This window comes from Hyphomonas sp., assembly GCF_041398465.1.
Classification (GTDB): domain Bacteria; phylum Pseudomonadota; class Alphaproteobacteria; order Caulobacterales; family Hyphomonadaceae; genus Hyphomonas.
In genome coordinates this window covers 241,914-261,793 of record NZ_JAWKUS010000003.1, presented here as the reverse complement: position 1 = coordinate 261,793, position 19,880 = coordinate 241,914, and the positions used below count along the sequence as shown (strand labels likewise).

The window sequence follows — 19,880 nt, the reverse complement described above, 5'->3', positions numbered from 1 at the left end:
GGTTTCATGAAACCAGGTATAAGCGCACAGCCCCGAAGAAGACAGCCATAAGCTGGCGGGCGCGGGCTTTGCCCTTCCTGTCTGCGGTGTGCCTGCGCCGGATGCATCTGCCGCACTCCCAATTTGATGCGGAGCGATCTATAAGATGCGCATGCGCGCACGCACTCGACGACTCTATACGTTTGGAATTGCTGCTGTCCTGCTGCTGGCTGCGGCGGGTCTTGCCTTCGTGGCCCTGCGCCAGAACGCCAACCTTTTCTACACGCCCCAGACGCTGGCTGAAAAAGGCCTTCCGAAACAGGGACGTGAGGTGAAAGTCGGTGGCTGGGTCGAACCTGGTTCGCTGACTTATGCGGCCGACGGTGCCACGATGATATTCACGGTCATGGACAACAGCGACGCCGACATCAAGGTGTCGTTCACCGGCATCGCGCCGGACCTGTTCCGCGAAGGGCAGGGCGTTGTCGCCATCGGCCAGTTCAATGCCGACGGGACATTCACCGCCCGTCAGATCCTCGCGAAGCATGACGAGAACTACCAGCCGCGCGAACTGCGCCCCGAGGCCATCGGCGGATGATCGAAGCCGGGCATTTCGCGGCCTTCCTGGCGCTGGGCGCCGCACTGGCACAGACCATCTTCGGCCTGAAGGGCGATCGCCGCTGGGCGGGCATGGCAGCCGTGACGGGCTTCGGCCTGATGGCCTTTTCCTTCATGACGCTTGTGCATGCTTTTGCGGTGTCGGACTTTTCGCTCGAGCTGGTCGCGAACAATTCCCACACGCTGAAGCCGATGCTCTACAAGATCGCCGGGACGTGGGGAAACCATGAAGGCTCCATGGCCCTCTGGGCGCTGGTCACGTTCGCCTTCGGTGCCGCCGCCGCCGCCCTGATGAAGACAGAGCGCCAAAGTTTCGAGGCTCACGCGCTTGGCATACAGGGGTTCCTCACGGCCGGCGCGATGGGCTATCTGCTGTTCGCCTCCTCGCCCTACCTTCGGCTCGATCCCGCGCCGTTCCAGGGTGCCGGGCTGAACCCGTTGCTGCAGGATCCCGCGCTCTCCTTCCATCCGCCGATGCTTTATCTCGGCTATGTCGGCTATTCCTTTGTCTTCGCTCTGGCGGCCGCGGGTATGATGGAGGGCCGGATCGACCGGGTCTGGGCGAGGGAAGCGCGGCGCTGGTCGCTTGCGGCTTTCGTCCCGCTCACCTTCGGCATCGCGCTCGGTTCCTACTGGGCTTATTATGAGCTTGGCTGGGGCGGCTGGTGGTTCTGGGACCCGGTGGAGAATGCTTCACTGATGCCCTGGCTGATCGGGGCGGCGCTCCTGCATTCTGTCCTCGTAACCGAGAAGCGCGAGAATTTTGCGGCCTGGACTGCGCTGCTCGCTGTGCTGGCCTTCCTGTTCTCGATCATGGGGGCCTTCCTCGTCCGCTCCGGCGTGCTGACCTCCGTGCATGCCTTCGCCGTCGACCCGACACGGGGGACGATCCTCCTGTTCGGACTGATGGTTTATGGCGTGCTGGCGCTCGGCCTCTTCGTGTGGCGCGGACCGTCCCTGAAAGGCGCGAAGCCCTGGCTGATCGGCAGCCGGGAAGGCGCGCTGATGGCCAACAATATCGTGCTGATCGTGGCGGCGCTGACGGTGCTGCTCGGCACTCTGTTCCCGCTGATGGCCGAGGCGGCCGGGCGGACCATGTCCGTGGGCGAACCATATTTCCGGCTCACCTTTGTGCCGATCCTCGCTATCCTGCTGGTCCTCTTGCCGGTTGCCCAGAACTGGGCGTGGGGGAAGGCTGACCTGAAGCAGTGGACGCGCTGGGCCATCGCGGGTGTTGCGCTGGTTGCCGTGTTTGCCGTGCTGGGCGTTGGCGTCTGGAAGATTTCGATCGGGGCGGCATTCGGACTGGCGCTTGGCGTATGGCTGATCGGCGGAGCCTTGTGGGAACTGCGGCGGCGCGCCGTGACGCTGAACCGGGTGTTCCGGGTTTCACCGCGTATCTGGGGCATGACGCTGGCGCATATGGGTATCGGGCTGTTCATCATCGGCGCGGTGGTCGAAACGACCGGGCGCTATGAAACCACCGTCGCACTGGCGGAAGGCGGATCAGGCAAAGCCGCTGGCTGGACTTTGACGCTGGACGATGTCGGCTCAATTGAAGGGCCCAACTGGTATGCCGACAAGGCTGTCCTCAATGCCGTCAAGGGCGGTGTGAAGACCGTGCTCCAGCCGATGAAACGTTACTATCCGGCCGCGCGCATGCCGACGACGGAGACGGCGATTTACAAAACCGGCACTGGCGATCTTTATGCGGCGCTCGGTGAACAGCGAGTCGTCGACGGGCAGGCTCGCTGGGTGTTCCGGGTCTATTTCAACCCGCTCATCGATCTGGTTTATCTTGGCGTGCTTCTGATCGGCCTCGGTGGCGCGCTCAGCATGGCGAAGGTGAAGCGATGAAGGCCTTGTTGCTGTCTCTCGTGATGGCGCTGGCGGCAGATGTCCCGCTGGACAATCCTTCGGAAGAAGCGCGTGCGCAGGCGCTGATGCGGGAGTTGCGCTGCGTCGCCTGCGAGAACGAACCTGTCTCCCAGTCTGCCGCGCCGATCGCTGAAGACATGCGTGCGCGCATTCGCGAAATGGTCGGCGAAGGATCGACGGATCAGCAAGTGCGCGACTGGTTCGAAAGCCGTTATGGCGAGTTTGTCCTGTTCCGCCCGAAGGGTAACGATCTCAGCGGCATGCTTTTGTGGCTCGGCCCGTTTCTGCTGCTCGCCTTCGGTGCGCTGATCGGCATCCTCACGGCGCGCCGGAAGCAGACCGTCGCCCAGCAGATCAAATCGGAAGACGCCTGATCAGGCGTTCTCGTTCAACGCGTATCGCGAAACTGCGAGGGGTGGGTTTGCCGGCGCCGACCCCCAGGGAATAGCCGTCAGGCTGGGTGGGGACATTGCTTGACGTCTGAACGGGACTTCGCACGCCACCTTGGCAGTAGGTGGGTCGCACGAAGTGGTGATTGACACCGGAAGGCCCGGGGATTGGGCCCTTCCAGCGCCGGCAACTTGTTTGAGGCATCGGCGCGACGACGCAACAGCCTGTTTGGCATGCGGTTAATCAAGCGCACAAATCAGCCCCTTCTGATCTATAGTGAAGACTAGTATGTCTCGCAAACTGTAGTATTTCAAGGACTTTTTCAAATTTGTCATACTGGCGGTATGTTTAATTCCGATTGACCGGACTGTCGTTGCATATTCACCTGAGTTGTACGAAGCCTTTTAGTGCTAAAATAAGTGAATAGCCAAATTCCGAAGCGCCGCGCCCGTGCCGCGAGACCGGACAGGAGCGCGCGGAAATTTGCCGCGAATGCCCCCGGCGGGCTGATCTCCTGATTCCATTCGACTTACTGTCTTTTAATGACCACATTCGCCTTCGTATGATTATGTAACGTTCGTCCGGACAAACGGCGATATTTCAGAGAGTTGGAGAGAGAAATCATGAAACTTGGCATTTCTCGGCAGGCACTGGTTGCAGCGCTTTTCGGAGCCGCAGCGGTTGGGACCTTGTCGATCGCGCCTCAGATTCTCAGCCCGGAGGCCGGCGCACAGCCGATCGCGATCCAGGCGCCTGCGGGCGCGCCGATGAGCTTTGCCGACCTGATCGAGCGTGTCGAACCTGCCGTCGTGAGTGTCAACGTGGTGTCCGAGCGCAAGGTCAACGATGCCGGAGACATGCAGGAGTTCTTCGAACAGTTTCGCGGCCTGCCAGGCCTCGATGATTTCCTGGAGCAGCGCCGCCAGCAGCAGGAAGAAGGCGAGGAGCCGCAGACGCGCGAAGCACGCTCGCTGGGCTCCGGTTTCTTCATTTCGCAGGACGGCTACATCGTGACCAACAATCATGTGGTCGAAGATGCGGTCCAGATTGAAATCGTGACGAAAGACGGGGACGAATACGAAGCCGAACTCGTGGGGACGGATCCGGACACAGACCTCGCCGTGATCAAGGTGAAGGACAAGGGCAAATATCCCTACGTCCGCTTCGGCAACTCCCATAACCTCCGGAAAGGCGACTGGGTTGTGGCGCTGGGCAACCCATTCGGGTTCAGCGGCACGGCGACCGCCGGCATTCTTTCGGCTGATGGCCGGGAGCTTGGCAACGACAGCCCGTACACGGACTTCCTGCAGATTGACGCTGCCATCAACCGCGGCAACTCCGGCGGGCCGACTTTCGACCTGCACGGCAATGTCGTGGGCGTGAATACGCAGATCCTGTCGCCCACCGGCGGTTCGGTCGGCATCGGCTTCGCCATTCCGGCGGAACTCGCGCAGGAAGTGACACAGGCCATCATCAAGGACGGCCACGTCTCCCGCGGATGGTTGGGCGTACAGATCCAGGACCTGACCGAAGACATGGCTGAAGCGCAGGGCATGGACAGCAATGATGGTTCGATCATCGCCGATGTGACCGCCGAAAGCCCGGCCGCCAAGGGAGGCCTGCAGCGCGGTGACATCATCCTGTCCGTGAATGGCCAGAAGGTCAGTGACGCAACCTCGACCACGCGCCTTGTTGGCCGCCTGATCGCGAACACATCGAACAAGTTCGACATCATGCGCGGCGGCAAGCGCCAGACGATCAATGTTGTGGTCGGCGAGCGTGGCGACAGCCTGAATGCCCAGCGCATTCCGGCGTCGGCCCTGTCCGAAGGCTCGGAGGACAATGCGGACGAAGCAACCTTGGAATCACTCGGCGTCACCTTCGTGCCGCTCGATGACGAGATGCGCCAGCGTCTCGGCCTCGACGAGGACGAAGCCGGTCTCGTGATTTCCGAAGTGGAGCGCGGCGGGGCCATTGAAGAGGCTGGCCTGCAGCGCGGCATGGTCATTCTTGAAGCCAACAATGAGCCGGTTTCGAGCGTCGAGGTTCTGAAGAAGGCGATCGATGCGGCGAAGAAGGCGAACCGGACCAAAGTGCTGATCGCCGTTCGCGTGGGCCAGATCACGACTTACCGCACCATCGACATCAGCGAAGACTAAGTGAGGCGAAAATGCTAGACACAGTTCAGGAGGATCCCATGCGTGTGCTGGTGATCGAAGACGATGCAGAAATGGCCGGCTTTATCGAGAAGGTCCTCGTTGAGGCCGGGCATTCAGTCGACAAGGCCGATGATGGCGAGCGTGGACTGGCAAAGGCGCGGTCTGAAGAGTTCGATGCCATGGTGGTCGACCGGATGCTGCCCGAGAAGGATGGCCTGACCCTGCTGAAGGAATTCCGCGATGCAGGCGGCACTACACCAGCGCTCTTCCTCTCTGCTCTGGGCGACGTCCAGAACAAGGTTCAGGGCCTGAAGGCGGGCGCAGAGGACTATCTCGCCAAGCCGTTCGCGCCGGCGGAACTGGCCGCACGCGTTGAAGCGCTCGGCCGCCGCACGCCCGGACAGGAACCCCCGGTCACGGTCCTGAAAGCGGGCGACCTGGAAATGAACCTGCTGACCCGCAAAGTCACGCGGGCTGGCCAGAAGATTGACCTGCAGCCACGAGAATTCCGCCTGCTGGAATACCTGATGCGCCATGCTGGCCAGGTCGTGACGCGCACCATGCTTCTGGAGAAGGTGTGGGACTATAATTTCGATCCGCAGACCAATGTGATCGACGTCCACGTCTCGCGCCTGCGCGCCAAGATCGACAAGGAATTCGACGAGCCGCTGCTGCACACGGTCCGCGGGGCCGGATACAGGCTGCAGGGCTAGACGGATTGGCAGGGCGCTGGCACTAGCGAGCCATGAAATTCGCCCTGCCGACCTTCCTTAGGACGACCACATTCAAGCTGGCGCTACTGTACAGCGCCATGTTCGCGGCGTTTTCGGCGGCGCTGCTGGTCTATCTCTATTATTCGACGGTCTATTACATCCGTGCCGAATCCGACCGGCGGATGGACCTCGAATTCGAACAGCTGGGCAATGCCTACTTCACCGGGGGCATGGAGCGCCTCAGCGAGTCGGTGTTCGAGCGGATGACCCGCAACGGGTCGACCTTTTTCTACTATCTCGAAGATGCTTCGGGCCGCCGCATCGCCGGACACTTCCAGCGCATGCCGGCGCACAATCCGGATCTCGACGTCCAGACCGTCTATTTCGAAGTCACACTGACAGAGCCTGACGGATCTGAAGTTGTCCGTCCCGTGGCCGGCCGAATCGTACGTTTGCGAGACAATGGCGGGGCCTTGCTCGTGGCCTTCGATACCGCGCAACAGACAGCCATCGTCGGGCGCATCCAGAACGCGATCTTCATCGCGGCGCCCATCGGGCTTGTCCTGTCATTGCTGGGCGGCTTGCTCATTTCACGCGGGGCGGCGAGGCGAGCGGACGAACTGGCGCGAACCGCCGAAATGGTGATGGGCGGCGAGCTTGGCCGCCGTGTGCCCGTGCGCGGATCGGGAGACGAATTCGACCGGCTCGGCCAGCGCATGAACGCTATGCTCGACCAGATCGAGAAGCTGGTGGAATCGACCCGCAATACCGGCAACGCCATCGCGCACGATTTGCGGTCCCCGCTGTCACGTCTTCGTAACCGGCTCGAGATCGCGCTCTCCGAACCGATGTCCAAGGAAAGCGCCGAGGCGACGCTCGGCGAAACGGTGGAGGAAGTGGACCGGGTGCTTGGCACGTTCAACGCGATCCTGCGTCTTGCGCGCCTTGAGGCCGGCGCTGAAGGCGAGCGTGTGCGGATGGACGTCAGCGAACTCGCTGAGGAACTCGCTGAACTGTTCGAACCTGCCAGTGACGAGGCCGAGCAGACTTTCCGCAGCCACATCGCAAAACACCTGATGGTGCTGGGAGACCGGGACCTGATCGGCCAGGCGCTGTCCAACCTGCTCGACAACGCTATCAAATATACGCCTGCGGGCGGCACGATCAGCTTCACCGTTGCGCGCGGTCCGGAGGGCACTGTCGATCTTACCGTTGTCGACACTGGGCCGGGCGTGCCGCCGGACGCTCGCAAGCGGGTCGTACAGCGCTTCCAGCGAATGGACTCCGCACGTACCCAGCCGGGCAGCGGGCTTGGGCTTGCGCTCGTCGTGTCGGTTGCGGAAATGCACGGCGGTGAGCTGATCCTGTCAGACGGGAATGGTCCGGCAGGATCGCCCGGCCTGAAAGCGACATTGAGATTGCCCAGGGCATAAGCATGCTGAACGTAAGACCGATTGCCGACACACCTGAAGCGGCGCTGGCACTCGCCTGCGATCGGGCGCCTTATCTCCGCCGGCTGGCGGGCCGGGACCTTGAAGACCGGGACTGGCGCGAAGCTATCGAAACTGTGCGTATGCTGCCGAAACTGGGTCAGAAACCCGTCGCAGAGGCCATGCGGGTTTTGCGCCGGGCGAAGCAGGCGACGCATTTGTCGCTGGCCGGAGAAGACCTGTCGGGCACGCTGGACGTGATGGACGTCACGCTGGTGCTGACCGAACTGGCCTGCGAATGCGTCGATACCGCGCTCAAAATCGCCCTCGCACACTACGGCCTGTCGGGCGAGGGCATCTTCGCCATTGCGCTCGGCAAGATGGGCGCGTTCGAACTCAACTATTCCAGCGATATCGATTTCTGCATTTTCTACGACCCGAACGTGTTCGATGGTGGGGAGCGATCTCCCGGGGAGGCTGCCCAACGCGTCGCGCGCGACATCGTGCGGATGTTCGATGACATCACGGAAGATGGTTACGTATTCCGTACCGATCTGCGCCTGAGACCGGATCCGTCTTCGACACCGCTGGCCGTATCCACCACGATGGCGGACGTCTATTATGAAAGCGTTGGCCAGAACTGGGAACGGATGGTCTGGATCAAGGCCCGCCCGGCTGCAGGGGATATCGCTGCGGCGAAACGTTTCCTGAAGGGGATGGAGCCGTTCGTCTGGCGCCGGAACCTCGACTATTGGGCCATCGGCGACATCCAGGCGATCAAGCGGATGATCAATACCAAGGCCAAGGCGCGAGAGTTCAGCCTTCCGAACCCGGACATAAAGCTTGGCCCGGGAGGCATTCGCGAGATCGAGTTTTTCGTCCAGACCCAGCAGCTGATCCTCGGCGGCCGGCGCCCGGAACTGCGGGACAACACAACCCTCGGTGCGATGGCGGCGCTGTGCGATGGTGGCGTTGTGGAGGACAAGACTGCCCGGGATCTCACCGAGGCCTACCGCCAGTTACGCAATGTCGAGCACCGCATCCAGATGCGCAATGACGAGCAGACCCACACTCTGCCCAAGGACCCGGAAGCGCGGGAGGTGGTCGCCTTCCTGAGTGGGTATGGCAATCTGGAAGAATTCGATCGGGATGTTCTCGAAACGAGGCGGATCGTTCAGTCGGCCTATGATGCGCTGTTCGCTGCGGAAGACCGCGCGGCCGGGGAAACCAGGTCAGGAAATTTCGTGTTCACCGGCGTCGATGATGATCCGGGGACGGTCGAAACCCTGCGCAATCTGGGCTTCAGCGATCCGAGCGCGGCCATTGAGACGATCCGCAACTGGCACCGCGGCCGTGTGCCGGCCACCCGTACGGCGCGGGGGCGTGAATTGTTGACGGCGATCCTGCCACGTCTGCTGGAAGACATGGGCAAGACGGGGGAGGCGGACGAAGCGTTTCGCTGGTTCTCCCGTTTCTTCGGAGGCTTGTCGTCTGGCGTGCAGACGCTGGCAATGCTCATGGCGGAGCCGGACCTGCTGGACGATCTTGTCGCCACGCTGGCGCTGGCGCCGCGCCTCGCGGAAATCCTCTCGCGCCGTCCGGACCTTCTGGAATCGCTGGTCAGCGGGCAGGCGCCCGTTCGGCCGGAAATTGGTCCCGACACGAGTTTCGACGGCGCCCTCGACGCCTGGCGCCGCTATCACCGCGACCAGCACTTCCTGACTGGACATCGCCTGCTGCATGGCCTGATCCCGGCACGGGATGCGGCGGACTACTGGACCGAACTGGCCGACGATACGATCCGGGAAATGGCGGCTGCTGCGAAATGGGAAACCGAGCGGCGTAACGGACCGCAGCCCGGACAGTGGGGCGTTTTCGCCATGGGCAAGCTGGGCGGCAAGGAACTGACGGCTGGGTCAGACCTCGACATCCTCGTCATCTACGATGCCGATCCGATGGAAGCGCAGACCTGGTACACCCGCTTCACGCAGCGCCTGATCACGGCTCTGACGGCGCCAACGGCGGAAGGCGCACTCTATGAAGTCGACATGCGCCTGCGCCCATCCGGGCGGGCTGGTCCCGTCGCCGTCAGCTTGCCGGCCTTCACATCCTATCAGCACAAGGACGCCTGGACGTGGGAGCATATGGCCCTGACCCGGCTGCGCCCGGTTGCGGGCGATGAAGCGGTGGGGCGGACCGTCATGGACATTGCATTCGATGCGATCACGGAACGTGCGAAGATAAATTCCAGCACCATTCCGGCTGACATCACTGACATGCGCCAGCGCCTCTACCGGGAAAAGCCGGGCAAGGGGCTGTGGGACCTGAAAACTGCCGAGGGCGGACTGATTGATGTGGAGTTCGTCGTCCAGCAGGACATGCTGCTTGGCGGGCGGGCCGGAGCGATTTGTGCCTCGACGCAGGACGCCATCGAATGTTCGTCGTTCGACATCGAGGAACGCCTGCTGCTGACGGAGGGCTTGCGCCTGCTTCAGGCCCTCCAGCAAGTGCAGCGCGTGGCGATTGGCACCGAAACACGTTCGGATGTCATGCCTGCAGGCCTGCGCGACCGTCTGTGCCGGGCGGTGGAGGCCAGCACGTTCAGCAAACTGGAAACTGAATTATCCTCAACAAAATCAAGGATTCACAAGCTGGCTATCGAAAAATTGCACCTCGACGCGACGGAAAGCTGACGTCTCCTCGTTCTACAGACACTGGTTGCCCCGCAAGAGCGGCAGCCGCAAAGAGAGGAGTTACCCCTGATGAAACGTATCTTTCTCGCGACAGCATCGCTGGCCGCAGTGGCCATGTTGGCCGCACCCGCGATGGCTGGTCCGCGCGGCGGCGGTCCCGGTGAACCGGGCATGATGAGGGACCGCATGGTGGCGATGATGGACGCAGACGGTGACGGAGAAGTCTCCGAAGCAGAAATCAAGGCGCATAAGGCGGCGATGTTCACCGTGATCGACACAAATGGCGACGGCCAGCTTTCGCAGGACGAACTGTCAGCCCATCACGAAGCCAAACGCGCCCAGATGAAGGCCAGCTTCGAAGATCGCCGCGGTGACCGCGCAGATAGAATGTTCGAGCGATTCGACACCAACGAGGATGGTTCGATCACGCGTGCCGAAGTCACGGCCGTTCAGGCAGCACAAAAGGCCGAGCGGGAAGCGAAGAGAGCTGAACACGAAGCGGAATGGGCCGAGAAGGGCGCCGAGATGCAAGCCGAGCGCTTTGCGAAGATGGACAAGGACGGGAATGGCACGATCAGCCAGGAAGAGTTCGAATCCGCGCCCATGGGCCCGGGCAAGCGTGGCAAGTTCGGCCGGAAAGGCATGATGGGCGGCATGGATGGCATGCCACCGCCGCCGCCGGAAGACGAATAGGACGTAGGGCCAAGGCCCGGTAAGGCGGCACAGCACGCATTCAGCACGTATCACCGTATTGAGTGCGTGCATCCCGCCTTCAACGGAGTAAGCTCGGTTCCGTGGCTTTTGTATCGGACCTCGACCAGATCACACGGGCGGCGGCGGGCGACCCGTCAGCCATATCGTGGCTGGTCGACCGCTACTCCCCGGGCGTGCTCGGGCTGGCAACGCGGATGCTGGGCGACCGGATGGAAGCAGAAGACGTGACACAGGAGACCTTCCTTCGCGCATGGAAAGCGCTCCCCACCTGGGAACCGCGGGCCAAGTTCTCGACCTGGCTGCACCGCGTGGCGCTGAACCTCTGCTATGACATCCTGCGTAAAAAGCGGGAGTCATTGCCCGGCGAATTGCCGGAAATGACGGACCCGGACCCGACCCCACCCGAACGGATGATGCAGACCGAACGGGTAAAAGCGATCGAAGCCGCGATTGCCGCTCTTCCGGAGCGCCAGGCAGCTGCCTTGACGCTCTGCGCCCTGCAGGGACACTCTCAGGTGGAAGCGGCGGAGATCATGGAAACAAGCGAAGAAGCGCTGGAAAGCCTCTTGGCTCGCGCACGGCGCAGCTTGAGGGTGACACTGGCCGAACGGAGTGTGGCATGAAGGACCCAAGGATGACATCGACCTTGTCTGACGAACGGATCCTCGACCTGATCGAGGCTTACGGCGCCGATCCCGCTGCCTTTCCCGAGGCAGTGAGCGATGCCGCTGCGCGCCGGATGGCAGAGGCGCCGGGCTTGTTCGCCAAAGCCCTAGATGATGCCCGCCGTCTGGATCAGTTTCTGGATCTCGTTCCTGAGACGGAAGTCTCTGCTTCTTTGCGGGATAGTTTGCTCGCAAGCGCTCCGAAGCCGAAACGCGCAGCAAGGCCGGAAATCCGTCTGCGCCGGTTCCTTCCAGGCTGGTTGCCTGCGGGGGCCGTTGCGTCGCTGGTCATGGGGATCATGATCGGTGTGAATGTTTCGCTGCCTTCATCGGTGGCGAGTGCCCAGACGACGGATGATGCCGATGCGGTGATGTATGCCGCCCTCGGCTTTGGCGACCTGGATTTGATGAGTGAGGCCGCAGAATGAGCGACACGTCTGACACGCCGCGCCAATGGCCGCTTTGGCTGATTGTTTCGTTGATGGCGAACATGATCCTTGTGGGTCTTATGGCGGGGTTCCTGCTGCAAGCTGGCCCAAAGGGAAAGCCTGATGGCCCGCCGCGGGAGCGCATCTCCTGGGGTGAGCGCGACGATCCCAACCGCGAGGCCGTACGGCGGGTGTTCAAGCAAGCTTTCAAGGCCTCCGCAGAAGAGCGCATGGCCCGCGTGGAATCGCGCCGGCAGCTGGCGGAAGCGGTGACCGCCGAACCCTATGATGCCGATGCGGTGCGGACGGCATTCCGGAACCTGCGGTCAGCAGACGACGCGGTGAACGAAGTTACCCACGATTCGATGGCAGAGCTCTTCGCCACGATGACGGTGGAAGAACGCCAGCATATGGCGGAAATCCTGAGACGTGGCCCGCGCGATCACGAAGCCAAGCGCAAGCTGAAGCCCGGTGAACGCGGCGGTCCGATGGATGGGCCTCCACCTCCGCCGCCACCGCCTCCTGAAATGGAGCCGTGATCAGGCTTTCCTTTCGGCGCCCGCCGTTCCACACTGGTGGCAAAACGGGAGGGCCGAATGAGAGAATATGCCGATTATGATGGACTGGGCCTGGCGGAGCTTGTCCGCAGCAAACAGGTCAGCGCCGCAGAACTGCTGGAAGCGGCGGTCACTAGAGCGGAGGCCGCGCAGGACAAGCTGAATTGCTTCAGCGCGCTCTATCCGGATCTCGCAAAATCGCAGCTGGAAACCGGCGTGGGCGATGGCCCCTTTGCGGGTGTGCCCTTTGTCACCAAAGACCTTGCTGTCGAAGTGAAAGGTGCGCCGCTGACCAATGGCTCTGTTGCGTGGAAAGGCAATGTCGCCCAGCGCGACTCTGTGCTGACCGAGCGCTACCGTGAGGCGGGCCTCGTCTTCTTCGGCCAGACGACCAGCCCGGAATACGGCCTGACCACCACCACCGAATCCACACTCTATGGCCAGACACGCAATCCGTGGGATCTGACGCGCACATCGGGCGGGTCGTCCGGCGGGGCGAGTGCGGCGGTCGCGGCGGGCGTGCTGCCGGTGGCGCAGGCCAGCGATGGCGGCGGCTCCATCCGGATTCCGGCCTCCTGCACGGGCCTCTTCGGGATCAAGCCGTCGCGCGGGCGCGTGCCGATGGGGCCCGGCCGTACCGAAGGTTGGAACGGCATGTCGACCGTCCACGCGGTCAGCCGCAGCGTGCGGGACAGCGCGGCACTGCTGGATGCCTGCCATGGCAGAGAGACGGGCAGCCGCTATGTCGCCCCTGCACCGGAACGTCCGTATCTGGAGGAAGTTTCTCGTGGCCCCGGCAAGCTGCGCATTGCGCTGTGGAAGCGGGCGCCGAACGGCACGATGCCGGACGCCGATGCGGATGCAGGACTGATGGCGACGGCGAAACTGCTTGCGGATCTCGGGCACGAAGTCGTGGAGGCAGGCCCGGAACTGGATGGCGAGCTGCTCGCCAAGTACGCGCTGTTCACCATCTCGGCAAACATCGCTGCGGCCTTCGACGACCGCTCCGCCATGCTGGGCCGGCCTGTCCGCGAGGACGAGATGGAGCCGATCACGGCGTCCATGGCTGCGCTTGGCCGGACAGTGCCGATGGTGGAACTCGCCAAGGCGAACAATCTCTTCAACTCCGTCGCTATCGACTATGAGCAGTTCCTCATCGATGGCGGGTTCGACCTGACGCTCTCGCCGGTCACGCACCGCGCGCCGGACAAGCTGGGCACGATGTCGCTGACGCAGGACGGGGATGCGATGGGCAAGGCGATTGCCGGGTTCGGCGCGCATTGTCCGCTGTTCAACCAGACCGGCTGTCCGGCCATGTCTGTTCCGCTGCATTGGACCGATGCGACTGAAGAAGCGGCAGGTGGCCTGCCGATCGGCATGATGTTTGGCGGGCGGCTCGGCGCGGAAAGCCTTTTGTTCCGTCTGGCTGGACAATTGGAACAGGCCCGGCCATGGGCGGGTAAGCGCCCTCCAGTGTGGGTGGGCTGAACCAAGCGGAACGGAAGACGATGAGCGAGTTGAAAACCCATTTCGGCGGATGCCATTGCGGCGCGGTCCGGTGGGAAGTGGACCTGCCGGACGCGTTCGAGGTGGAGGACTGCAACTGCTCCATGTGTGCGATGTCGGGCAACATCCACATCATCGTCCCGTCCAGCCGTTTCCGCCTGATGCAGGGAGCGGGGAACCTGACGGAATACACGTTCAACACCGGCGTTGCGAAGCACCGGTTTTGCAAGACGTGCGGGGTAAAGAGCTTCTACATCCCGCGGTCCAATCCGGATGGCGTCGCCGTTACCTGGCGCTGCATCGACGACTGGCAGGATCTGAACGTCACGGTGAACAAGTTCGACGGGCAGAACTGGGAGAAGCACGCCCACACGCTGGCGCACAAGTCGAAAGACTGAGCGGTCAGTCTGCTGCGTCCAGCAGGCGGTGCATCTCTTCGTCGGACCAGCCGAAATGATGCCCGTATTCGTGGATGGTGACGTGGGCGACCAGTTCCTCCAGCGTGACATCTCCCCGCGCGGCCCATTCGAACAGGATGGGCAGGCGGTAGAGATAGACCAGCGGCGGCTGGATCGACGGATGCGTCACGCTCTCATGGACCAGCGGCACGCCGGAATAGAGCCCTGACAGTTCCAGCGCATCGTCGATCTTCATCTCGTCGAGAATTTCGTCCTCGGCATAATCCTCGACGATGATGCGCACAGCGCTCGCGGCGGCCTGCATGTGCTGGGGCAGGCGGGCGATACAGGCTTCGGCGAGGTTGAGAATGTCCTCCGCCGATGGAGCGGTCTGGTCGAGCAGGCTCACGCCAGCGTCACGGCCGTGCCGGACACCGCGACCATCATCATCGAACCGTTCTGGCCGATCACGGTGTAGTCGAACTTGGTGCCGACAATGGCGTTTGCGCCGAGCTTCCGGGCTTCTTCCGTCATCTCGGCCAGCGCATCGTCGCGCGTTTCGCGCAGCGTGCTCTCATACGCATTGGAACGCCCACCTACGATATTGGTGAAGCTCGCCAGGATATCCTTGCCAAGGTGCGCCCCGACCACGACCTCGCCGCAGACGACGCCGAGATATTTCTTGATGTCATGGCCCTGCACGGTGGGCGTGGTGGTGACGAGCATGGAGGGTGATCCTTTCAAATTATCGAATAACGATATATTTGGGAGCTTGCGCCCCCGTTTCAAGGACCCTCAATCAATTACTCCGCTGCCGTCTTCGCCCCATCGTCGCCGTCGGTCAGGATTTCCAGCATCTTCAGGGCGCTGTCGGCGATGACGGTGCCGGGCGGGAAGATGGCGGAGGCCCCGGCGGCGTAGAGCGCGTCGAAGTCCTGCGGCGGGATCACGCCGCCCACGATGATGCGGGCGTTGGCCGCGCCTTCATTGCCGAGTGCGCGCTTCAGTTCCGGCACCAGAGTCAGGTGGCCGGCGGCGAGCGAGGAGGCGGCGACGATGTCGACGCCCGCTTCACGCGCGTCTGCGGCGGCTTCTTCCGGCGTTTGGAACAGCGGGCCGATCACAACGTCCCAGCCAAGATCCATCAGCGCGGAGGCGACGACCTTCTGGCCACGGTCGTGACCGTCCTGGCCCATCTTGGCGATGTAGACTTTCGGCTTGCGGCCGTTCTGCTTCTCGAAGGCTTCGGCGAGGCTGAGGGCTTCGTCGGCTTTCTCCGTGCCTTTCACGCCGCCGCCATAGACGCCCTTGATGGAGCGGATGACGGCCTGGTGGCGGCCCTGGCTGCGTTCGACCGCTTCGGAGATCTCGCCGACGGTCGCCTTGGCGCGTGCGGCATCCACGGCGAGGGCCAGCAAATTGCCTTCGGTGCCGGCGGCGGCCTTGGCGATCGCGTCCAGCTTCTCCTGAACTTCGGCTTCGTTCCGTTCGGACTTCAGGCGCGCCAGCTTGTCCAGCTGCATCTTGCGCACGGCGGCATTGTCCACCTTCAGCACCGGAACGTCTTCGTCTTCGTCCAGCAGGAACTTGTTCACGCCGACGACGGTCTGCGTGCCGCTGTCGATGCGCGCCTGCGTGTTCGCGGCGGCTTCCTCGATGCGCAGTTTCGGCAGGCCTTCCTCGATGGCTTTGGCCATGCCGCCCATTTTCTCGACTTCCTCGATATGGGCGAGGGCCTTGGCGGCAAGGTCATGCGTCAGGCGCTCGACGTAGTAGGAGCCGCCCCACATGTCGATCGTCTGGCAGGCACCGGCTTCCTGCTGCAGGAAGAGCTGGGTGTTCCGGCTGATCCGGGCCGAGAAGTCCGTTGGCAGGGCGAGGGCTTCGTCGAAGCTGTTCGTGTGCAGCGACTGCGTCTGGCCGCCCGTGGCCGCGATGGCCTCAAGGCAGGTGCGGATGACGTTGTTGTAGACGTCCTGCGCGGTCAGCGACCAGCCGGAGGTCTGCGAGTGCGTCCGCAGGCTGAGGGATTTCGAATTCTTCGGGTTGAAGTTCTCTTTGACGAGCTTCGCCCAAAGCAGGCGCGCCGCCCTCATCTTGGCGACTTCCATGAACGTGTTCATGCCGATCGCCCAGAAGAAGGAGAGGCGCGGCGCAAATGCGTCGACGTCGAGGCCCGCGGCCACACCTGCGCGGATGTATTCGATGCCGTCGGCCAGCGTGTAGGCCAGCTCCAGGTCTGCCGAAGCGCCGGCTTCCTGCATGTGATAGCCGGAGATCGAAATCGAGTTGAACTTCGGCATGTTCTGCGAGGTATAGGCGAAGATGTCCGAAATGATCCGCATCGAAGGTTTGGGCGGATAGATATAGGTGTTCCGCACCATGAATTCTTTGAGGATGTCGTTCTGGATTGTCCCGGCCAGCTTTTCCGGTCCGACGCCCTGTTCCTCAGCGGCCACGATGTAAAGCGCGAGGATCGGCAGGACGGCGCCGTTCATGGTCATCGAGACGGACATCTTGTCCAGCGGAATGCCGGAGAAGAGCGTACGCATGTCATAGATGGAGTCGATGGCCACACCGGCCATGCCGACATCGCCAGAGACGCGGACGTGATCGGAGTCATAGCCGCGGTGCGTGGCCAGGTCGAAAGCGACCGAGAGGCCTTTCTGGCCGGCGGCGAGGTTGCGGCGGTAGAAGGCGTTGGAGTCTTCAGCCGTCGAGAAACCTGCATACTGACGAACCGTCCAGGGCTGGTTCGTGTACATGGTCGGGTAGGGGCCACGGCCGAATGGGGCGAGGCCCGGATAATCGTCCAGGAAGTCCAGCCCGGCGCGGTCGGCCTCGGTGTAGGCGGTCTTCACTGCAACGCCTTCCGGCGTTTCCCATGCTTCGCCGGTTTTCGGAGCGGCGGCCTTCGCGTGCGGGGCGCCGAGGTCGAGCTTGGTGAAATCAGGGAAATTGGTCATTTGGACATCTCCAGATTAGCCGTCCATTCCGGGGTCGGCTGTTTCAGGATGAGAGTTTCGTCGGACGTGGAAACGTAAGGCTTGCCATCCTGATCGACGGCGCCGAACACATAGCCCGAGCGGTCTGCAGACCATTGAGCCTGCAGGATGATGACGGAAACACGGTCGCCGTTTGCGCGCGTCAGTACGGCCGGCAGCGGGCAGTCGACCGGGGCAACACTCTCTTCGCCGGAACCCGCTGTCGCGAAGATGGCGCGGTTCTCCCGCACATCCTGTTCGATCGCCGGACGGCCCTTCACGCAGGGGTGGTTTTCCCAGTTCTCGGCGGTGAATTCGAGCATCATGGCGATCACAGCCCCAGTTCTGCGTGGGCAAGTTTCAGGTTGTGCAGCACATCGCAGCCCATGAAGACCTGCGAGTCGATGCCGCCGCCTTCATGCTTTCCGGCGATCCAGACATGTTGCGCGCCGGCATCTTTCAGCGCCTTGGCGGCAGCGTCCGCTTCGTCCGCATAGCGCGCATCGCTTCCGCAGATGCAGGCAATCCGGCAGCCGGAAGCCTTGAACGCCGCAGCGATTTCGGCAGCGTCTTTCGGCGGCACAGGCGGCTCTTTCGCGGTGAGGCCGCCTGCGGCAAACATGTTGCGGGTAAAGTCTGCGCGTGCCGTGAATTCGGCGAGCGGCCCAAGCGTCGCGAGGAAGATCGCTGGCGGCTTGGCAGCCGCAGCGGCCTTGTCGCGCAGGGCTTCGAAGTCTGCGCCGAGGTGGATCGGCTCCAGCGCTTCTGCGGTTGCGTCGTCGCCGGTGGATGGCGGCAGGTCCGGCACCAGCGCCTGCAGCGCTTCATCCGTCAGCTCTGCGCCGGTGCGCAGGTGCGGGGCGTCGGCCACCGGGGCGGCGATCTCTTCCAGCAGCGGGAATTCGGAAACACCGGTCACCGGGATCTTGCGCTTGGCGATGTCCTTGGCGCGGGCGTCGCGGGTCGCTTTTACGCGGCCCTGGAAAGCGCCGGACATGAGCGATGCGGCATAGCCGCCTTCGCTTTCGATTTTCTGGAATTCGGCCCAGGCGGCCGCGGCCAGTTCATTCGCGAAGGTCTCGGTGAACCATGCGCCGCCTGCCGGGTCCGCCACGCGGCCAAGCTGGCTTTCTTCCATGGCGATCAACTGGGTGTTGCGCGCGATGCGGCGGCCGAGTTCCTCCGGCGTGCCCAGCGGCTCGTTGAAGGCGCGGATGGTCAGGATGTCCGCACCGCCGACAGCGCCCGCAAAGGCGGCGGCCGTGTTGCGCAGCATGTTGGTCCAGGCATCATAGCGCGTCAGCATGCGGGCAGAGCTGTAGCCCTGCAGGCGCATCGGCTTCGCGTCGAGGCCGAGGGCTTCTTCCACGCGGGCCCAGAGGCGGCGCGCGGCGCGGAGCTTGGCAACGCCGATGCCGTAATTGGCATCCAGCGCGAGGCAGAAGATCGTCTTCGCGGCCACTTCCGCAGCGCCCATGTGCGGGGCGAGGCGGCGCAGCGTGTCGACCGCCGAGGCGATCAGCGCGGCGAGTTCCTGCGCTTCCGATCCGCCAGCCTCATGCACGGCGCGGGCGTCGATGCGGAGGAGGTTTGCCGTTGGATACTTTCCGGTGAGGACGGTGGCCAGCTTGCCTGCTTCGGCGAAGGCGGCGTCGAGGCCGCCGGCCAGTTTGCCGGTGCGGGCGAGGGCGCCCAGCGGGTCCATATTGAAGTCGAGTTTCGCGTCGGCCCTGTTACGGGCCCACTCGGCCAGGAAGGCGGCTTCGCGCGTGCCCGAGGTCATGACCGGGTCAAGCGCGACGCCTGCAATGGTCGCGTCGACGCCGTTCAAGGCAATGTCATAGTCCGGCATAGTCATGGCCTGGACACCGTTATGTCCGGTCGGGTCGACGCAAAGTTCGACCGAACTCACGCCGCGTTCCAGGTCGCGCAGCACTTCGCCATGCGTGTGGGAGGGCGAGGCATGGGTAAATGCCTGGCGGATATCCCAGGGCAGCCACGGGTCTGGCGCCGCCGTCGGGCCACGCAGGTAAGGCGCCACGCCGGGCGTGCCAAGCGGATCTTCCGAAGCCGGGAAGTCGCTCTCACGATAAAGCGGGCGGACCTTCAGCCCGTCCGCCGTCGTGCGGGTGATTGCGTCGATGCCACGGCCCTTCAGGGCCTTTTCGACCGAAGCCATCCATTCGGCTTCGGTGGCGTCCGGAAAAGTGCTGGAAAGCGGGAGGATGTCGTCTGCCATGATGGCCCGTGTATTGGCGCAAAGAACAAGAAAAGTGAACCACTTACTTGGCGGCATTCCGTAGCGGCCCGGAACGACTTGACGCAAGATCCCAGTTATGCGAATGAGAATTATTCGCAATATGGAGATTCCCATGAGACACGCGCGCGCAGTTCTGAAGCTCATTCCATGCGAAGGCCCAATAAGTACGGGCGATTCCGGCATATCGAAAACGGGGGCACGCTGGGAAGATGCGCGGCTGGACGGGCGTGCGGGCATCGTCCCGGCGGACACTTCCGGCGCATATGGTGGGCTGCAAGACGAGGGCGAAGCAGCCCGCGGCGTGCGCCAGGACCTGCTAAAGGAGTGGATGGGTTCCCACACGCGAATCCTAGGCCTCTGGCTCGACCGGCTTCTGGAGGAGGGGGACGACGCCGAACTCGTCTCCATGATTCACCGCCAGCACGCCTGGTTGTCCATGATGCAGGCCCGGATGGAGCGCGGCTGACCTCACGTCCGGCTTGCGGTGTGTTCGCGTGACAGGTTTAGT

General features: G+C 63.0%; 19 protein-coding genes. 14 read left to right on the top strand and 5 right to left on the bottom strand.

From position 1 onward, the window contains the following. Nucleotides 1–151 precede the first annotated feature (151 nt). The 13 genes from ccmE (at nt 152) to R3C98_RS11610 (ending at nt 14,128) form a co-directional block, all read left to right on the top strand. The gene (gene ccmE / locus R3C98_RS11670) at nt 152–577 is read left to right on the top strand and encodes a cytochrome c maturation protein CcmE (RefSeq protein ID WP_371314252.1); all 426 of its coding nucleotides are present in this window, start codon (nt 152–154) and stop codon (nt 575–577) included. Next, nucleotides 574–2,454 carry a heme lyase CcmF/NrfE family subunit gene (locus R3C98_RS11665; protein ID WP_371314251.1) on the top strand — a complete coding sequence of 627 codons (1,881 nt, stop codon included), beginning with the start codon at nt 574–576 and terminating at the stop codon, nt 2,452–2,454. Before ccmE ends, R3C98_RS11665 begins: the two co-directional genes overlap by 4 nt. Next, nucleotides 2,451–2,849: a cytochrome c-type biogenesis protein CcmH gene (locus R3C98_RS11660; RefSeq protein ID WP_371314250.1), complete on the top strand. Its 399-nt coding sequence runs from the start codon at nt 2,451–2,453 to the stop codon at nt 2,847–2,849. The genes R3C98_RS11665 and R3C98_RS11660 overlap by 4 nt, the downstream gene beginning before the upstream one ends. Nucleotides 2,850–3,488: 639 nt before the next feature. Next, nucleotides 3,489–5,024, top strand: a complete 1,536-nt coding sequence (locus R3C98_RS11655; RefSeq protein WP_371314249.1) for a Do family serine endopeptidase — start codon at nt 3,489–3,491, stop codon at nt 5,022–5,024. A 38-nt stretch (nt 5,025–5,062) separates the two neighbouring features. Continuing rightward, entirely contained in the window at nt 5,063–5,737 is a 675-nt protein-coding gene (locus R3C98_RS11650; RefSeq protein ID WP_290936501.1) for a response regulator transcription factor, read from the top strand. Nucleotides 5,738–5,769: 32 nt separating this feature from the next. Next, nucleotides 5,770–7,170, top strand: a complete 1,401-nt coding sequence (locus R3C98_RS11645) for an ATP-binding protein (protein WP_371314248.1) — start codon at nt 5,770–5,772, stop codon at nt 7,168–7,170. Between the two features lie 2 nt (nt 7,171–7,172). After that, nucleotides 7,173–9,860 carry a bifunctional [glutamine synthetase] adenylyltransferase/[glutamine synthetase]-adenylyl-L-tyrosine phosphorylase gene (locus R3C98_RS11640; protein ID WP_371314247.1) on the top strand — a complete coding sequence of 896 codons (2,688 nt, stop codon included), beginning with the start codon at nt 7,173–7,175 and terminating at the stop codon, nt 9,858–9,860. 69 nt (nt 9,861–9,929) lie between these two features. Further along, nucleotides 9,930–10,553: an EF-hand domain-containing protein gene (locus R3C98_RS11635; protein ID WP_371314246.1), complete on the top strand. Its 624-nt coding sequence runs from the start codon at nt 9,930–9,932 to the stop codon at nt 10,551–10,553. A 101-nt stretch (nt 10,554–10,654) separates the two neighbouring features. Continuing rightward, nucleotides 10,655–11,197: an RNA polymerase sigma factor gene (locus R3C98_RS11630; RefSeq protein WP_371314245.1), complete on the top strand. Its 543-nt coding sequence runs from the start codon at nt 10,655–10,657 to the stop codon at nt 11,195–11,197. Next, nucleotides 11,194–11,667, top strand: a complete 474-nt coding sequence (locus R3C98_RS11625; protein ID WP_371314244.1) for a hypothetical protein — start codon at nt 11,194–11,196, stop codon at nt 11,665–11,667. Before R3C98_RS11630 ends, R3C98_RS11625 begins: the two co-directional genes overlap by 4 nt. Beyond that, on the top strand, nt 11,664–12,206 hold the full coding sequence (locus R3C98_RS11620; RefSeq protein WP_371314243.1) for a periplasmic heavy metal sensor: 543 nt from the start codon (nt 11,664–11,666) through the stop codon (nt 12,204–12,206). Before R3C98_RS11625 ends, R3C98_RS11620 begins: the two co-directional genes overlap by 4 nt. Before the next feature lie 57 nt (nt 12,207–12,263). Further along, nucleotides 12,264–13,712: an amidase gene (locus R3C98_RS11615; RefSeq protein ID WP_371314242.1), complete on the top strand. Its 1,449-nt coding sequence runs from the start codon at nt 12,264–12,266 to the stop codon at nt 13,710–13,712. Nucleotides 13,713–13,732: 20 nt separating this feature from the next. Next, nucleotides 13,733–14,128, top strand: coding sequence for a GFA family protein (locus tag R3C98_RS11610; protein ID WP_371314241.1), 396 nt, complete (start codon nt 13,733–13,735; stop codon nt 14,126–14,128). Nucleotides 14,129–14,132: 4 nt separating this feature from the next. Here R3C98_RS11610 and R3C98_RS11605 read toward each other — a convergent pair whose 3' ends face one another. From R3C98_RS11605 to R3C98_RS11585, 5 genes are all read right to left on the bottom strand, one after another. Then, nucleotides 14,133–14,537 (bottom strand): metallopeptidase family protein, encoded by a 405-nt coding sequence (locus R3C98_RS11605; RefSeq protein ID WP_371314240.1) that lies wholly within the window; start codon nt 14,535–14,537, stop codon nt 14,133–14,135. Continuing rightward, nucleotides 14,534–14,854, bottom strand: a complete 321-nt coding sequence (locus R3C98_RS11600) for a YbjQ family protein (RefSeq protein WP_371314239.1) — start codon at nt 14,852–14,854, stop codon at nt 14,534–14,536. The genes R3C98_RS11605 and R3C98_RS11600 overlap by 4 nt, the downstream gene beginning before the upstream one ends. Before the next feature lie 77 nt (nt 14,855–14,931). After that, nucleotides 14,932–17,094: a methylmalonyl-CoA mutase gene (gene scpA, locus R3C98_RS11595; RefSeq protein WP_371314238.1), complete on the bottom strand. Its 2,163-nt coding sequence runs from the start codon at nt 17,092–17,094 to the stop codon at nt 14,932–14,934. Further along, the gene (locus R3C98_RS11590; protein WP_371314237.1) at nt 17,091–17,438 is read right to left on the bottom strand and encodes a hypothetical protein; all 348 of its coding nucleotides are present in this window, start codon (nt 17,436–17,438) and stop codon (nt 17,091–17,093) included. The genes scpA and R3C98_RS11590 overlap by 4 nt, the downstream gene beginning before the upstream one ends. A gap of 5 nt (nt 17,439–17,443) precedes the next feature. Next, a complete protein-coding gene (locus tag R3C98_RS11585) occupies nt 17,444–19,351 on the bottom strand; it encodes a methylmalonyl-CoA mutase family protein (RefSeq protein ID WP_371314236.1) in 1,908 nt (635 codons plus the stop codon). Between the two features lie 133 nt (nt 19,352–19,484). Here R3C98_RS11585 and R3C98_RS11580 point away from each other — a divergent pair, with 133 nt between their 5' ends. After that, nucleotides 19,485–19,838 carry a hypothetical protein gene (locus R3C98_RS11580; RefSeq protein ID WP_371314235.1) on the top strand — a complete coding sequence of 118 codons (354 nt, stop codon included), beginning with the start codon at nt 19,485–19,487 and terminating at the stop codon, nt 19,836–19,838. The last annotated feature ends 42 nt before the right edge of the window (nt 19,839–19,880 follow it).

Bases quoted from the DNA above. Each gene is read 5' to 3' on its own strand.
- R3C98_RS11585 (WP_371314236.1), bottom strand. From the start codon at position 19,351: ATGGCAGACGACATCCTCCCGCTTTCCAGCACTTTTCCGGACGCCACC.
- R3C98_RS11590 (WP_371314237.1), bottom strand. From the start codon at position 17,438: ATGATGCTCGAATTCACCGCCGAGAACTGGGAAAACCACCCCTGCGTG.
- R3C98_RS11660 (WP_371314250.1), top strand. From the start codon at position 2,451: ATGAAGGCCTTGTTGCTGTCTCTCGTGATGGCGCTGGCGGCAGATGTC.
- R3C98_RS11655 (WP_371314249.1), top strand. From the start codon at position 3,489: ATGAAACTTGGCATTTCTCGGCAGGCACTGGTTGCAGCGCTTTTCGGA.
- R3C98_RS11645 (WP_371314248.1), top strand. From the start codon at position 5,770: ATGAAATTCGCCCTGCCGACCTTCCTTAGGACGACCACATTCAAGCTG.
- ccmE (WP_371314252.1), top strand. From the start codon at position 152: ATGCGCGCACGCACTCGACGACTCTATACGTTTGGAATTGCTGCTGTC.
- R3C98_RS11615 (WP_371314242.1), top strand. From the start codon at position 12,264: ATGAGAGAATATGCCGATTATGATGGACTGGGCCTGGCGGAGCTTGTC.
- R3C98_RS11580 (WP_371314235.1), top strand. From the start codon at position 19,485: ATGAGACACGCGCGCGCAGTTCTGAAGCTCATTCCATGCGAAGGCCCA.
- R3C98_RS11610 (WP_371314241.1), top strand. From the start codon at position 13,733: ATGAGCGAGTTGAAAACCCATTTCGGCGGATGCCATTGCGGCGCGGTC.
- R3C98_RS11665 (WP_371314251.1), top strand. From the start codon at position 574: ATGATCGAAGCCGGGCATTTCGCGGCCTTCCTGGCGCTGGGCGCCGCA.
- R3C98_RS11620 (WP_371314243.1), top strand. From the start codon at position 11,664: ATGAGCGACACGTCTGACACGCCGCGCCAATGGCCGCTTTGGCTGATT.
- R3C98_RS11600 (WP_371314239.1), bottom strand. From the start codon at position 14,854: ATGCTCGTCACCACCACGCCCACCGTGCAGGGCCATGACATCAAGAAA.
- R3C98_RS11625 (WP_371314244.1), top strand. From the start codon at position 11,194: ATGAAGGACCCAAGGATGACATCGACCTTGTCTGACGAACGGATCCTC.
- scpA (WP_371314238.1), bottom strand. From the start codon at position 17,094: ATGACCAATTTCCCTGATTTCACCAAGCTCGACCTCGGCGCCCCGCAC.
- R3C98_RS11640 (WP_371314247.1), top strand. From the start codon at position 7,173: ATGCTGAACGTAAGACCGATTGCCGACACACCTGAAGCGGCGCTGGCA.
- R3C98_RS11650 (WP_290936501.1), top strand. From the start codon at position 5,063: ATGCGTGTGCTGGTGATCGAAGACGATGCAGAAATGGCCGGCTTTATC.
- R3C98_RS11635 (WP_371314246.1), top strand. From the start codon at position 9,930: ATGAAACGTATCTTTCTCGCGACAGCATCGCTGGCCGCAGTGGCCATG.